This window comes from Hydrogenophaga soli, assembly GCF_054777695.1.
Window position 1 is genome coordinate 22,705 of sequence record NZ_BAAHAK010000008.1, and the last position, 13,745, is coordinate 36,449.

Sequence of the window (13,745 nt, forward strand, 5' to 3'; positions counted from 1 at the left end):
GCGTGCGGCCCGGAAAACTTCAAGCATTTTTGGCACCCAGCGCTTATTTAGAAAGCGCAAGCAGCTACACATTTCGGAGCAAGCACCATGGCTGACCTGAGCACCAACTTCGTGGGCATCCACAGCCCCAACCCCTTCTGGCTGGCCAGCGCGCCGCCCACCGACAAGGCCTACAACGTCAACCGCGCCTTCGAGGCGGGCTGGGGCGGTGTGGTCTGGAAAACCCTGGGCGAGGCCGGGCCGCCGGTGGTCAACGTGCACGGCCCGCGCTACGGCGCGCTGCTGTCCAACGACCGGCGGCTGCTGGGCTTCAACAACATCGAGCTCATCACCGACCGCGACCTGGAAACCAACTTGCGCGAAATTGCCGAGGTCAAACGCCTGTGGCCCGACCGTGCGCTGGTGGTCTCCCTCATGGTGCCCTGCAACGAAGACGCCTGGAAAGCCATCCTCCCCCGCGTGGAAGACACCGGCTGCGACGGCATCGAACTCAACTTCGGCTGCCCCCACGGCATGAGCGAGCGCGGCATGGGCGCCGCCGTGGGCCAGGTGCCCGAGTACATCCAGATGGTGACGGCCTGGTGCAAGCAGTACAGCAAGCTGCCGGTCATCGTGAAGCTCACGCCCAACATCACCGACGTGCGTTACCCCGCCCGCGCCGCCAAGGCCGGTGGGGCCGATGCGGTCAGCCTCATCAACACCATCAACAGCATCGTGGGCGTGGACCCCTACAGCCTGACCATGGTGCCCAGCACCGGGGGCAAGGGCAGCCACGGCGGCTACTGCGGCCCGGCGGTCAAACCCATTGCGCTCAACATGGTGGCCGAAATCGCCCGCGACCCGCAAACCGCCGGGCTGCCCATCAGCGGCATTGGCGGCGTGGGCACCTGGCGCGACGCGCTGGACTTCATCGCCCTGGGCGCGGGCAACGTGCAGGTGTGCACCGCCGCCATGGTCTACGGCTTCAAGATCGTGCAGGACATGGCCAGCGGCCTGTCCGACTACATGGACGAGGTGGGCTTCAAGAGCGTGAGCGAGATCGTGGGCCGCGCCGTGCCCACCGTGAGCGACTGGCGCTACCTCAACCTGAACCACGTCAGCAAGGCGGTGATTGACCAGGACAAGTGCATCGAGTGCGGGCGCTGTCACATCGCCTGCGAGGACACCAGTCACCAGGCCATCACTTTCGAGAAAGATGGTGTGCGCCACTTCGAGGTGAAGGAAGAGGAATGCGTGGGCTGCAACCTGTGCGTCAACGTCTGCCCCGTGCCGGAGTGCATCACCATGCGCGACCTGGTGCCCGGCGAGGTGGATCAACGCACCGGCCAGCCCGTGAGCGCCACGCCCCTGAACTGGACGCAACACCCCAACAACCCCATGCGGGGCTAAAGTGATCCCCTCCATCCCCGCACCCTTTTCCAGGAGACCTTCATGAGCACCGTGCTGATTCAGGGCGGAACCGTGGTCAATGCCGACCGCGAATTCAAAGCCGACGTGTTGTGTGTGGACGGCCAGATCGTGGCCGTGGGCAGCGGGTTGGACGCCCAGACCCTGCCTTCTGGAGCCACCAAGCTGGACGCCAGCGGCCAGTACGTGCTGCCCGGCGGCATTGACCCGCACACGCACATGCAGCTGCCCTTCATGGGCACGGTCACCATGGACGACTTCTACAGCGGCACGGCGGCGGCCATGGCGGGCGGCACCACCACCATCATCGACTTCGTCATTCCCAACCCGCAGCAGCCGCTGATGGAGGCCTACCAGACCTGGCGTGGCTGGGCTGAAAAGGCGGCATCCGACTACACCTTCCACGTCGCCATCACCTGGTGGGACGAGAGCGTGAAGCGCGACATGGGCACCCTGGTGCAGGAAGAAGGCGTCAACAGCTTCAAGCACTTCATGGCCTACAAGAACGCCATCATGTGCGACGACGAAACGCTGGTGAACAGCTTCCGCCGCTGCCTGGAGCTGGGGGCCATGCCCACCGTGCACGCCGAAAACGGCGAACTGGTGTTTCTGCTGCAACAGGAAATGAAGAACCTGGGCGTGCTCGGCCCCGAGGGCCACCCCCTGAGCCGACCGCCCGCCGTGGAGGGCGAAGCCGCCCAGCGCGCCATTGCCATTGCCAACGTGCTCAACGTGCCCATTTACGTGGTGCACGTGTCGTGTGAAGAGGCCGCCAGTGCCATCGCCCGCGCCCGCGCCGCCGGGCAGCGCGTGTATGGCGAGGTGCTGGCCGGGCACCTGGTGGTGGACGACAGCGTGTACCGCCACGCCGACTTTGCCACCGCCGCCGCCCACGTCATGAGCCCGCCTTTCCGCGAAAAAACCCACCAGGAGGCGCTGTGGCGCGGCCTGCAATCGGGCAGCCTGCACACCACCGCCACCGACCACTGCACCTTCTGCGCCGAGCAAAAGGCCGCCGGACGGTTCGACTTCTCCAAAATCCCCAACGGCACCGGCGGCGTGGAAGAACGCATGCAGGTGCTGTGGGACGCGGGCGTCAACACCGGGCGCTTCACCCGCAGCGAGTTCGTGGCCATCACCTCGGCCAACGCCGCCAAGCTGTTCAACCTGTACCCGCGCAAAGGCTGCGTGGCCGTGGGGGCCGACGCCGACCTGGTGCTGTGGGACCCCGCCGCCACGCGCACGCTGTCGGTCAAGACCCAGCACAGCAAGGGCGACTTCAACATCTTCGAAGGCCGCACCGTCACCGGCGCGCCCAGCCACACCCTGAGCCAAGGCAAGCTGGTGTTTGCCAACGGCGACCTGCGGGCCGAGCGAGGCGCGGGCCGCTACATCAAACGCCCGGCCTTCACCGGGGCCACGGGCCAGGGCAGCCACTTTGAGTCGCTGGCCCGCAAGGCCAAGCTGGCCACCCCCACGCCGGTGGCACGTTGAATTCATTCAGGAGCATTTCATGAGCACCACGGCCCCGGCCTTCGACCTCTCCACCCTGCGCATCAACGGCGACCGCCTGTGGGCCAGCCTGATGGAGCTGGCCCAGATTGGCGCCACGCCCAAGGGCGGCGTCTGCCGACTCACGCTGACCGACCTGGACAAACAAGGCCGCGACCTGGTCACGCGCTGGGCGCGCGAGGCGGGCATGAGCGTCACGGTGGACAAGATCGGCAACGTCTTCATGCGCCGCCCCGGGCGCAACAACAGCCTGCCGCCCATCATGACCGGCAGCCACATCGACACCCAGCCCACGGGCGGCAAGTTCGACGGCAACTACGGCGTGCTGGCGGGCATGGAAGTGGTGCGCACGCTCAACGACCACAACATCGAGACAGAAGCGCCCATTGAAGTGGCGTTCTGGACCAACGAGGAAGGCAGCCGCTTTGTGCCGGTGATGATGGGCTCCGGCGTGTTCGCCAAGGCCTTCACGCTGGAGCACGCCTACGCCGCCCAGGACACCGAGGGCAAGACGGTGAAGGACGAGCTGGCCCGCATTGGCTACATCGGCACCGAAGAGCCGGGCGACCACCCCATTGGCGCCTACTTCGAAGCCCACATCGAACAAGGCCCGGTGCTGGAAGACGCCGACGTGACCATCGGCGTGGTGCAAGGGGTGCTGGGCATCCGCTGGTTCGACTGCACCGTGACCGGCATGGAAGCCCACGCCGGCCCCACCCCCATGCACCTGCGCAAAGACGCCATGCAGGTGGCCACCCGCCTCATGCAAGAAGTGGTGGCCGCCGCCCACCGCCACCCGCCGCACGGGCGCGGCACCGTGGGCATGGTGCATGTGTTTCCCAACAGCCGCAACGTGATCCCGGGCCGGGTGAAGTTCAGCATCGACCTGCGCAACAGCACCGACGCGCTGGTGGACACCATGGTGGACGAGGTGAAGGCCTACGCCAAGAAGCTGGAGGCGGAAACCGGCCTGGGCATCCAGATTGATTTGGTGTCCAGCTACCCGGCCCAGGGCTTCCACCCCGACTGCATCAACGCCGTGGAACGCGCCGCCCAGGCCCTGGGCTACAGCCACATGCCCGCGGTGTCAGGCGCGGGGCACGACGCGGTGTACACCGCCCGCCTAGCCCCCAGCGGCATGATCTTCATCCCCTGCAAGGACGGCATCAGCCACAACGAGATTGAAGACGCCAAGCCCGAGCATGTGGCGGCGGGTTGCAATGTGCTGCTGCGGGCGATGTTGGAGCGGGCGGGGTGAGAACGCGTCAGTCGCACTCCACCGGAATGAAGTTCATTGACTTGGGCGCACTGTGACTGCATCCCTTGACGCAGGCATAGAAAAGCCTCGGTGGAGTGCCGCATTCATCCGTTTCGTGACGTTTGACCACAAGGGTGTACCGGGTCCCAGCCAAAGGTGACGTCCCTGACCGCCGACAGCGGTTGGCCGGAGAACGGTCATGTGTGGGGTGTGGGGGTTTTGCCCCGGCTGCGCAGCGGGACGGCCGTGCGGTTCCCGCTGTATGCGAAGCCATGCCATGTGTTGCCATGGCCAACCCTCCCTGGTTGTTTTGTTGTTCATTTTGTATTCAGTTTTAGCCCTTGCGGCATGGTGCCCGCAAGTCCGCCAGCCCAGAAAGCCGCGAGCCGCACCTGCAAGAAGGTTGGGATGTCGCTCTGGTGCCTCCACGTGCATGTGCGGGCTCAAGCCCGCATCAAGGCCTCAATCTCGTCCGCCTCCACCGGCACGCCGCGGGTGATGAGTTCGCAGCCGTCGGGGGTGACGATGGCGTCGTCCTCGATGCGGATGCCGGTGTTCCAGAAGGCTTCGGGCACGCCGTTGGCGGGGCGCACGTACAGCCCGGGCTCGATGGTCAGCACCATGCCGGGGTGCAGGATGCGGCTGGGGCGGTTGACGATGGTTTCGCCGCTCAGCGGGTCGGTGCGGGTGCTGGTGTGGCCCACCTCGGTGGGCTCCACATAACTCCCGCAGTCGTGCACGTCCATGCCCAGCCAGTGGCCGGTCCGGTGCATGTAGAACTGGAAGTAATTGCGGTTGGCAATCACGTCGTCCACCGAGCCCACCTGATCGCGGTTCAGCAACCCCAGGTCCAGCAGGCCCTGGGCCAGCACCTTCACGGTGGCGTCGTGCGGGTCGTTGAAGCGGGCCCCGGCGCGGGTGGCGGCCACCGCGGCGTGCTGGCTGGCCAGCACCAGTTGGTACAGGTCGCGCTGCGGGCCGGTGAAGCGCCCATTGGCCGGGAAGGTGCGGGTGATGTCGCTGGCGTAGCCGTCCAGCTCACACCCAGCGTCGATCAGCACCAGTTCGCCAGGGCGGATGGGGGCGGCGTCGGCCCGGTAGTGCAGGATGCAGGCGTTGGCCCCGGCGGCCACGATGCTGCCGTAGGCGGTGTGCTGGCTGCCGTGGCGGCGGAATTCATGCAGCAGTTCGGCGTCCAGGTGGTATTCACGCACGTCCTGCCCGGCCCGCACCATGCGGGCACAGGTCTGCATGGCGCGCACATGGGCACCGGCACTGATGGTGGCGGCGCGGCGCATGGTGTCCTGTTCGTGGGCGTCTTTCACCAGGCGCATGTCGTCCAGCGGGCCGCACAGGTCGCGCTGGGTGTCGGGGCACAGGGCACCGTAGCGCACCCGGGCGCGCACCTTGTGCAGCCAGCCGTCCACCCGGCCTTCCAGCCCCGGGTGGGTGGCAAACGGGTACCAGACGGTGCGGCGGTTTTCCAGCAGCTTGGGCAGTTGGGTGTCCAGCTCGGTCACGGGCAGGGCGGCATCCACGCCCAGGGCGGCGGGCGCGGCGTCGGGGCCCAGGCGCAGGCCGTCCCAGATTTCGCGCTCCAGGTCCTTGGGCTGGCAGAACAGGGTGGTGTGCCCGGTGTTGGTGATGACCAGCCAGGCGTTGGGCTCGGCAAAGCCAGACAGGTAGAAAAAGTAGCTGTCGTGGCGGTACAGGTGGTCGTTGTCGCGGTTGCGGTTGCGCTCGGGCGCGGTGGGGATGAGGGCCACGCCGCCCTCGCCCAGCTGCGCGGCCAGCCGGGCGCGGCGTTCGGCGTACAGGGCTTGGGGGGTGTCGGCGGGGTGGAGGGCTGGGGCGTTCATGGCTGGCATGGTATCGCTGTGCGCCGGGGGCGGTGGCGAGCTTCCTAAAATCCACCCCAGGAGGAAAAGCACATGACCATCACCAACCTGGCGACCTTGCCACCCGAGTCTGCGGACATCAAGGCAGCCCAAATCATTCCCTTGGAATTCACCGGCAGCGGCAGCGAGTATTTCCGCATCTGGATCGTCAACACCCTGCTGGCGGCGCTGACGCTGGGGCTGTACCTGCCCTGGGCGCGGGTGCGCAAGCTGCGGTATGTGTACGGCAACACCCTGGTCGATGGCGAACCGCTCGACTTTCATGGCGACCCGCGCAAGATGTTTCGGGGGCATGTCCTCGTCTCCGGCTTGTTCCTGGCTTACCTGATGGCGGGCAACGCATCGCCACTGGCGGAGATGGTGGCGGCCTTGCTGCTGGGGGGGCTGTGGCCATGGTTGGTCAACCTGTCCATGCGGTTTCGCCTGCACCACACCAGCTGGCGGGGGCTGCGTTTTGCGTTCACGGGTCGCACAGCCGATGCCTATGCGGCCTTTGGGTCGTTGACGGTGTGGGGGGTGTTGTCTCTGGGCATTGTTGTCTATGTGGAAGCAGACCGGGAGATGGCGGGGTGGGCTCCCCGTGTCAGCCTGTGCGTTCTGGGTGTGGGGGCACTGCTGTTCCCCTGGCTGTGGCACCGCATCAAGACCTACCAGCAAGGCCATTGCGCCTACGGCACGCTGAAGCTGCGTTTCAAAGGAACGGTGGGGGCGTTTTACGGCGTGGCGCTGAAAGCCGCGGGCATCGCCTTGGCCGGGCTGCTGCTGGCCGCGCTGGTGTTCTGGCTGGAGCTGCGCCTGTCCACGGGGCAGACCACCACGGAAAAACTCTTCTCCAAAGAAGGCCCGGCGGTGGGGCTGGTGTTGCGCCTGATGCTGGAGGTGATGGTGATCACAGGCGGGTGTTACCTGTGGTCCCTGGCGTTCTACCGGGCGGCCATGCAGAACCTGGTGTGGTCGCACACCGGCAACCAGCTGCTGCGTTTCAAAAGCCGCCTGCGGGTGGCCGATGTGATGAAGCTCACCCTCAAGAACACCCTGCTGCTGGGCCTGACGCTGGGGCTGTACTGGCCCTTTGCCTACATCGCCATGACCCGCCTGCGCCTGCAGGCGGTGCGTGTGCACACCCGTTACCCGCTGGACATGCTGCAAGCCGAGGTGCAGGCAACCACGAACGAGACGGCGGGCGACGCCGCGGGTGAGCTGCTGGGGGCCGATCTTGGCCTATGAACCGGTGCCCCCTCGTGTGCTGGCCGAGTATTTCGACGGCCAGCAGGCCCGCGGCCACCTGGTGCTGCTGGAATGGACCGACGACGCCTTGTGCCTGCGCCTGCCCAGCCCGCCCCATGCCGTGCTTCGGCGCATTCCCCACGCGCAGGTGCAGTGGTCCGAGCCCGTGCGCCACGGCGTGCCGCAGGCGCATGTGGCGGGCGGCGGGTCGCTGCGGGCGCTGGAGGCGGCCCCGTGGCACGCCTGGCTGGCGCAGCATCGGCCCCACCCGGTGTCGTGGGTGGTGCGTGCCCAGCAAAGCTGGCGCGGTGTGGCCGTGGCCCTGGTGCTGTTGTTGGCGGTGGCGGCTGGGCTGTGGCGCTGGGGCATTCCACTGGCCACCCAAGCGGTGGTGCCCCTGGTGCCCGTGGCGTTGGAGCAGCGGCTGGGGGACGAGGCCCTGGCCTGGCTGGACCGGGACCTGATGAGGCCGTCCAAACTGTCCGGGGCGCACCGCCGCGGCATCGAGCAGAGCTTTGCCGCGTTGCTGAAGGACCGCCCGCACCCGGCCTACGTGCTGCATTTCCGCAGCAGCCGCATCGGACCCAACGCGTTTGCCCTGCCCGGCGGGGCGGTGGTGTTGACCGATGAGATGGTGGACATGATGGGCGTGGACGAGGATGTGGTGCTGGGCGTGCTGGCGCACGAACTGGGCCACCTGCACCACCGCCACGGCACCCAGCAGCTGGTGCAGGGCACTTTGCTGGCGGCCATCACCACCCTGGTGCTGGGGGACGTGAGCAGTTGGCTGGTCAGCGTGCCGGTGATGCTGGGGCAGGCGGGGTACTCCCGCGAGGCCGAGCGCGAGGCCGACGCTTACGCCGCCCGCACGCTGGCGGCGGGAGGCATTTCCCCCGCCGTGATGGAGCGCCTGTTCGACGCCCTGGCGGCCCGCCAACAGGCGACGGCGCCCAAGGCGAACACCCCCTCGCAGCAAGAGGCCATGGACGTGGCGCACACGCTGGGCATTGCCATCGCCTCGCACCCGGACGACGACGAGCGCCGCCGGTTTTTCCGCGAAGCGGCCCTCAGCCTGTCGCGTTGAGCTGGGCCAGCCGTTCCGGCGTGCCCACGTCGGTCCAGGGGCCGGTGTACAGCTCGGCGGTGACACGCCCGGCATCCATGGCCCGGCGCAGCAGCGGGGCCAGGGCCGCGTGCACGCCCTGCGGGTTTCCCGCGGGAATGTCGCACCAGGGCTGCGCGAACAGCCCCGCCCGGTACAGCCCGATGGTGCTGTAGGTGTGGCGGGGCGTGGTGGTGTCGCTGGCGGGCAGGTTCAGCGCCCGGCCATCGGGGGCCAGGCCAAAGTCGCCCCGGGGGTTGTGGGCGGGGTTGGGCACCAGCCACAGGTGGGCCAGCGCGGGGCTGGCGCGAAAACGCGCCACCGCCTCGGGGCTGAAGGCAAACCCGGGCACAAACACGTCGCTCGCCACCACCCAGAACACGTCGTCTGGCGGGCTGCCGTGTGGGGCATCCGGGGTGGAGGGACACAGCATGGGCAGGGCTCGGCCAATGCCGCCCGCGGTTTCCAGCGCCCCGCCAAAGTCGGCCTGCTCGTCGGACAGGTGCAGGTTGAACACGGGTGATTGCTCTGAATTTTGTAGCTTGTGGCGCTTTTCTTGAAAGCGGTAGGGCTCAAAAAAGCTTGAGATTTTCGGGGCCAGCCAGGCGGTGTTGACCACCAGCCGCCGCACGCCACTGCCCAGCAGTGCCTGCACATGCCACATCAGCAGTGGTTGGCCGCGCACGCTCAGCAGGGGCTTGGGGCAGGTGTCGGTGAGGGGGCGCATGCGTTCGCCGCGTCCGGCGGCCAGCAGCAGGGCGGCAGGGGGGGGCGGTGGCATGGTTGGCGGCGCGTCCTGGGCGGCTGGGGTGGCCAGGCCGCGGTGCAGGGCGTGGTCGTGCCGGTGGCGGGCTTGGAACAGGGCTGCCAGCCGGTCCATCAGGGTGCGGGCCTGGGCACTGTGGTCGCCGCCAAAGTTGCACACGTACACGTCCAGCGTCACCTGCGCACGTTCGGGCCAGGTGTGCAGGCAGACATGGCTTTCGGCCAGCAGCACGGTGGCGGTCACCCCGCCAGGGCCGTGTGGGGTGGCGGGGAAGGTGTGGCACAGCCGCGCCACCGCGGTCAGCCCGCAGTCGGTCACGGCCCGTTCCACGGCGTTGCCCAGGGCGTGGGCGTCGGTCAGCCAGTGCGGGGCACACTGGCACTGGTCCAAATCGGCGGTGAGGTGCAAACCTTGCATGGGTGGCAATGTTAAGCAGTGCGGCCCTCGGGGACGGCCGCGTTGCGTGGTGTCGCTTCGTGGGACACTTTGAGGCTCATTGGAGGAAATTGGCATGACAGGTGGATTTCGGTTTTTTGGCCCCGCACCGCGAGGCATGGCGCACACCCTGGTGTGGGGGGCGTCGTTCGCGCTGATGGCGGGGGCGGCTCAGGCGGCAGGGCCCGCGGCGGGCCTGTTGGTCACGTTGCGGCCGGGGGTGGTGGCGTTGGAGTCGGTGCCCGCCGCGCCCGTGGTGGCGCGTGAGGGGGCCCAGGCCCTGCGCGACCGCGAGCACGCCACTTGGCAGCGCAACCAGGCCCTTCGCGTGTCGCACCTGGCGGCGGTGGCCGCGCAGGCCGGGGTGCCGGTGCGTGCCTTGGGCTCGGCGGGACAGGCGTTGCGGGTGGACTTGGCCGACACCTCTCCCGCGGGCCTGGAGGCCGCCAGCCGCCGCCTGCGTTTGCACCCCGACGTGCTGGACGTGGTGCCCAACGAGCGTCTGCACCGGACCCAGGTCGCACCGGTCATTCCCAACGACACCCATTTCTCGCGCCAATGGCATTTGCAAAGCCCCGCCAGCTTTGCCGGGGCGCTCAACATGCCCCCGGCCTGGGCCAAGTGGACGGGGGCCAGCCACCCGGTCACCGTGGCGGTGGTCGATTCCGGCGTGCGCCCCAACCACCCCGATCTGGCGGCCAACCTGTTGCCAGGGCATGACTTTGTGAGCGAACTTCCCTACGCCAACGATGGTGATGGTCGTGATGCCGATGCCAGCGACCCCGGCGACTGGGTCAGCGCCGCCGAGGCCAGCACGGCCCTGTTTGAGGGCTGCGATGCCGAAAACAGCTCGTGGCATGGCACCGCCATTGCCGGGGAAATTGCCGCCGTCAGCCAGAACGCCACGGGGGTGGCCGGGGTCAACTGGGGGGCCAAGGTGGTGCCGGTGCGCGTGGCCGGCAAATGTGGCGCGGTGCTGAGCGACTTGCTGGATGGTGTGCGCTGGGCCGCGGGTCTGCCAGTGGCCGGGGCCCCCAGCAACCCCCATCCGGCGCGCATCATCAACCTCAGCTACGGGGGCAGTGGCGCGTGCAACTTCGCCTACCAGACCATGGTCAACGACGTTCGCAACGCCGGTGCGCTGCTGGTGGTGGCGGCGGGCAACGATGGCGGGCCGCTCACCCGCCCGGCCGACTGTTCAGGGGTGATGGCCGTGACCGCCGTGCGTGGGGACGGTGCCAAGGCCAGCTACGGCAACTACGGGACCCAGGTCGCCCTGGCCGCCCCGGGAGGCTCTGCGGTGCCCGGCACCGACTTCGGGTTGGCCGCCACCCTGGACAGTGGGGCGCAAGGTCCCGTGGCCCCGGCCTATGCGGAGGTGGCGGGCACCAGTTTCTCGGCCCCGCTGGTGGCGGGTGTGGCCAGCCTGGTGCTGGGCATCCAGCCCAACCTCAGTGTGTCGCAGCTGGAAGGTTTGCTCAAGGGCGCAGTGCGCCCGCACACCGTGCAGGCCACGCTGGCGCAGTGTTCGGCCACGACGCTGTCTCAGGGGGAGTGCAACTGCACCACGCAAACCTGCGGCGCGGGTTTGCTGGACGCCGACCTGGCGGTGACGGCGGCGCAGGCCATGGGATCTTCGTCAGGGGACGGCGCGGGTACGGGTTCGTCAGACACTCCGGGTGTCGCGGTGTCGGCCAGCGGCGGCGGCGGGGCCACCGGTTGGTGGTGGGGCGGCGCCTTGTGGCTGTGGCTGGCGGGGGTGGCCTGGGTGGGGCGCCGTCGCGCTCAGGGACAGGGCTGAAGCGGCTTGCCTTCCAGTCCCTCGTCGCCCAGGCGTTTGACGAGGGCCTGCACCTGCTCCTTCAGCCCCTCGTTGGCTTTGGGCCACTGCACGGTGGTCAGGAGGGTCTCAGGGCGCTCCTGCACCACCCTGGCTCCTTTCACGCCGGCCCGTGTCACGTCCTTCAGGGCGTGCTGGGCACGCTCCTCAGACGAGTAAGTGCCCATGGCCAAGCCCGGTTGCAAGGCCGGGGTGGTGACTTCGCGGAACTCCACCTTCAGCTCGCGCAGCTCGGCCTTTTTGGTGGCCATGATGTCGGGGCTGCTCAGCTTGCCGCTGTACACCAGCCAGCGTGCCGCCTGGGTGGAGTGCTTCAACACCCACCCCGAATTGGGCAGGGCGGATGCCAGCGCCGTGCGCAGCACGCCGTACTGTTTGTCGTTCATTCCCGAGATTTGCAGGCACTGGGTGGACTCGGTTTTTGGCGCGGCTTCCGCCTTGGCGGTGGGCGGTGGTTCTTCGGTCGGGGCCAAGGGGCTGGCCGATGGCGTGGCATCGGGTGCGGTGCCGACATCCGGGGTGGGGCTGGGGTCCGCGGTGGGTGCCGTCGCAGGCGTGTCCTTGGGCGGCTCGGCGGAGGCTGTGTGCAACACCTGCACGCGCTCCGGCGTGATTTGCTGCGCCAGGCGTTCGGGTTCACGCGTGGGGGTGGGGTCGGGCAGCCACCCCGGTGGCAGCGTCCACCACGCCTGGCTCCAGGCGGCATAGGCCAGGTTGGCAAGCAGCAACACCAGCACCAGCCGCCTCAGCATGTGGGGCCTCCGGTTTGGCCCAGCGCCGATGTGGGGCGCACGCTCACTTCGGCGCTGGTGACGGTGTGCATGCCCTGGGCGGTGTCCACGCGCAGTTCTCCCGTGGGGTTGACGCCCGCAGCCACCCCTTCCACCCCATCGGACAGCACCACGGCCTGCCCGTGCAGCGCATCCAACGTGGCAAAGGCCTGACGGAAAGGCTCAAAGCCGTGGGATTCAAAGGTCAGCAGGCTGTCCAGCAGGGGCAGGGCCACGGCCTGCAACACCGCGGCGGCATCCAGCGCGGGGAGCAGGCTTTGCAGGTGGGCCGGGGGCATGGGCGGCAGGTTGATGGGGCCTTGGGCCGAGGGCACATGGGCCACGCTTGGGGAGGCCGGTGCCGTCCACTGCGGGGCCCGCACGTTGATGCCCACGCCCACCACCGCATAGCGCTGCCCACCGACATGGGCCGTTTCCACCAGGATGCCCGCCAGCTTGGCCTGGCCCAGCCACAGGTCGTTGGGCCATTTCAGGCGCACGGCGGGGGCGTTGGCGTCGCTCCCGAGCAGCGTGTTCAGCCCTTGGGCCACGGCCACGCCCACGGCCAGCGAGAGACCGCTCCACTGCGGCGGGGACAGGGGCAAGCCCAGTGAGAAGGTGAGGCTGTCGCCCGGCGTGCTGTGCCAGGCTTTGCCCATGCGGCCGCGTCCGGCGGTTTGCGCCAGCGCCACCATCAGCGCGGGGGCGGTGTCGCCGCCGCGGGCGCGCTGCATCAGCGCGGTGTTGGTGGAGTCGATGGAGGCCACCACGTCGAGCGACAGGCTGCCAGGGCCGTGGCGCTGCCAGCGGTCGTTGAGGGCGGGCCACAAACCTTCACACACACCGTTGAAACGGTGGTGCAGGGCGGCGCTGGCCGCGTCGGTGGATGGGGCGTTCGGGGTCATGAGCCGGAGGATGCGCCCGACGTGCCCTTGGCCTTGCGCCGCCGCTTGGGGTTGAGCAGCGTGCCGGTGCACTGCGTGTGGCCGCACCAGCAGGGGTACTGGCGTTTGAGGGTGGGCGTCAGCGGCTCGTCGATGAACAGGCCGTAGTTGTAGAACAGCTCTTCGCCCGCGGCGATGTCGCGCAGGGCGTCGATGAACACCCGGTGGCCCTCCTGGGTGGCCACGCAGTTGGGGTTGCAGCTGTGGTTGATCCAGCGCGAGCTGTTGCCGCCGTGTTTGGCATCGATCACGCGCCCGTCGTCGATGTGGAAGTAGAACGTGTGGTTGGGGTCCGCCGGGTCGTGCGGGTGGCGGTCCAGCGCTTGCTGCCAGGAGATGATTTCGCCGGTGTACTCGATCAGCCGTTCGCCAGCACGAAGGTCTTGCAGCGCGTAGACCCCCCGGCCATGGACGCCGGAGCGGCGCACCTGCAACCGGCGTTGGCCCGCAAGGCGAGGGGGTTGGGGGGCTTGTTTGGCCGACGCAACGGCAGGGGCGGCAGCGGCAGGGCGGCGAGCGGGCATGTCGGCAAATTTTGATAAGGTTTTGACATGCATGTGCGCACGAGCGCACACCTGTGTGTGAG

Annotated in this window: 11 protein-coding genes and 1 pseudogene; 6 read left to right on the forward strand and 6 right to left on the reverse strand. The window is 68.4% G+C overall.

Annotated features, from left to right (window positions below):
* Nucleotides 1–87 precede the first annotated feature (87 nt).
* From preA to ACYVB7_RS14455, 3 genes are read left to right on the forward strand one after another with little or no spacing between them, the layout of a single operon-like run.
* Nucleotides 88–1,389: an NAD-dependent dihydropyrimidine dehydrogenase subunit PreA gene (gene preA / locus ACYVB7_RS14445; protein WP_460508940.1), complete on the forward strand. Its 1,302-nt coding sequence runs from the start codon at nt 88–90 to the stop codon at nt 1,387–1,389.
* Between the two features lie 42 nt (nt 1,390–1,431).
* Nucleotides 1,432–2,901: a dihydropyrimidinase gene (hydA, locus tag ACYVB7_RS14450; RefSeq protein ID WP_460508942.1), complete on the forward strand. Its 1,470-nt coding sequence runs from the start codon at nt 1,432–1,434 to the stop codon at nt 2,899–2,901.
* Between the two features lie 19 nt (nt 2,902–2,920).
* Nucleotides 2,921–4,177 carry a Zn-dependent hydrolase gene (locus ACYVB7_RS14455; protein WP_460508944.1) on the forward strand — a complete coding sequence of 419 codons (1,257 nt, stop codon included), beginning with the start codon at nt 2,921–2,923 and terminating at the stop codon, nt 4,175–4,177.
* A 443-nt stretch (nt 4,178–4,620) separates the two neighbouring features.
* Here the strand turns inward: ACYVB7_RS14455 and ACYVB7_RS14460 are convergent, their stop codons facing one another.
* Entirely contained in the window at nt 4,621–6,036 is a 1,416-nt protein-coding gene (locus ACYVB7_RS14460; protein ID WP_460508946.1) for a Xaa-Pro aminopeptidase, read from the reverse strand.
* Between the two features lie 72 nt (nt 6,037–6,108).
* Between ACYVB7_RS14460 and ACYVB7_RS14465 the strand changes: the two genes are divergently transcribed.
* Complete coding sequence (locus ACYVB7_RS14465; RefSeq protein ID WP_460508948.1) at nt 6,109–7,302, forward strand: YjgN family protein; 1,194 nt, start codon at nt 6,109–6,111, stop codon at nt 7,300–7,302.
* Nucleotides 7,292–8,386 (forward strand): M48 family metallopeptidase, encoded by a 1,095-nt coding sequence (locus ACYVB7_RS14470; protein WP_460508950.1) that lies wholly within the window; start codon nt 7,292–7,294, stop codon nt 8,384–8,386. The genes ACYVB7_RS14465 and ACYVB7_RS14470 overlap by 11 nt, the downstream gene beginning before the upstream one ends.
* On the opposite strand, the gene ACYVB7_RS14475 is transcribed toward ACYVB7_RS14470, so the two are convergent.
* A complete protein-coding gene (locus tag ACYVB7_RS14475) occupies nt 8,370–9,185 on the reverse strand; it encodes a nucleotidyltransferase family protein (RefSeq protein WP_460509313.1) in 816 nt (271 codons plus the stop codon). The genes ACYVB7_RS14470 and ACYVB7_RS14475 overlap by 17 nt on opposite strands.
* Nucleotides 9,186–9,233: 48 nt before the next feature.
* Nucleotides 9,234–9,725, reverse strand: a pseudogene (locus ACYVB7_RS14480) (S-adenosylmethionine decarboxylase family protein); the annotation flags it as partial.
* Here ACYVB7_RS14480 and ACYVB7_RS14485 point away from each other — a divergent pair.
* Complete coding sequence (locus tag ACYVB7_RS14485) at nt 9,682–11,406, forward strand: S8 family peptidase (protein ID WP_460508952.1); 1,725 nt, start codon at nt 9,682–9,684, stop codon at nt 11,404–11,406. The pseudogene ACYVB7_RS14480 and the gene ACYVB7_RS14485 sit on opposite strands and share 44 nt — an antisense overlap.
* Here the strand turns inward: ACYVB7_RS14485 and ACYVB7_RS14490 are convergent.
* The 3 genes from ACYVB7_RS14490 to ACYVB7_RS14500 are packed head-to-tail and all read right to left on the reverse strand — an operon-like array spanning nt 11,391 to nt 13,683.
* The gene (locus ACYVB7_RS14490) at nt 11,391–12,197 is read right to left on the reverse strand and encodes an SPOR domain-containing protein (RefSeq protein ID WP_460508954.1); all 807 of its coding nucleotides are present in this window, start codon (nt 12,195–12,197) and stop codon (nt 11,391–11,393) included. The two genes, ACYVB7_RS14485 and ACYVB7_RS14490, sit on opposite strands and share 16 nt — an antisense overlap.
* Nucleotides 12,191–13,120, reverse strand: a complete 930-nt coding sequence (locus ACYVB7_RS14495; RefSeq protein ID WP_460508955.1) for a biotin--[acetyl-CoA-carboxylase] ligase — start codon at nt 13,118–13,120, stop codon at nt 12,191–12,193. The genes ACYVB7_RS14490 and ACYVB7_RS14495 overlap by 7 nt, the downstream gene beginning before the upstream one ends.
* Complete coding sequence (locus ACYVB7_RS14500; RefSeq protein WP_460508957.1) at nt 13,117–13,683, reverse strand: SET domain-containing protein; 567 nt, start codon at nt 13,681–13,683, stop codon at nt 13,117–13,119. Before ACYVB7_RS14500 ends, ACYVB7_RS14495 begins: the two co-directional genes overlap by 4 nt.
* Nucleotides 13,684–13,745 lie beyond the last annotated feature (62 nt).

Excerpts from the sequence above, each read along its gene's own strand:
- ACYVB7_RS14485 (WP_460508952.1), top strand. The coding sequence starts at position 9,682 with ATGACAGGTGGATTTCGGTTTTTTGGCCCCGCACCGCGAGGCATGGCG.
- ACYVB7_RS14455 (WP_460508944.1), top strand. The coding sequence starts at position 2,921 with ATGAGCACCACGGCCCCGGCCTTCGACCTCTCCACCCTGCGCATCAAC.
- hydA (WP_460508942.1), top strand. The coding sequence starts at position 1,432 with ATGAGCACCGTGCTGATTCAGGGCGGAACCGTGGTCAATGCCGACCGC.
- preA (WP_460508940.1), top strand. The coding sequence starts at position 88 with ATGGCTGACCTGAGCACCAACTTCGTGGGCATCCACAGCCCCAACCCC.
- ACYVB7_RS14460 (WP_460508946.1), bottom strand. The coding sequence starts at position 6,036 with ATGAACGCCCCAGCCCTCCACCCCGCCGACACCCCCCAAGCCCTGTAC.
- ACYVB7_RS14500 (WP_460508957.1), bottom strand. The coding sequence starts at position 13,683 with ATGCCCGCTCGCCGCCCTGCCGCTGCCGCCCCTGCCGTTGCGTCGGCC.
- ACYVB7_RS14475 (WP_460509313.1), bottom strand. The coding sequence starts at position 9,185 with ATGCCACCGCCCCCCCCTGCCGCCCTGCTGCTGGCCGCCGGACGCGGC.
- ACYVB7_RS14465 (WP_460508948.1), top strand. The coding sequence starts at position 6,109 with ATGACCATCACCAACCTGGCGACCTTGCCACCCGAGTCTGCGGACATC.
- ACYVB7_RS14495 (WP_460508955.1), bottom strand. The coding sequence starts at position 13,120 with ATGACCCCGAACGCCCCATCCACCGACGCGGCCAGCGCCGCCCTGCAC.
- ACYVB7_RS14490 (WP_460508954.1), bottom strand. The coding sequence starts at position 12,197 with ATGCTGAGGCGGCTGGTGCTGGTGTTGCTGCTTGCCAACCTGGCCTAT.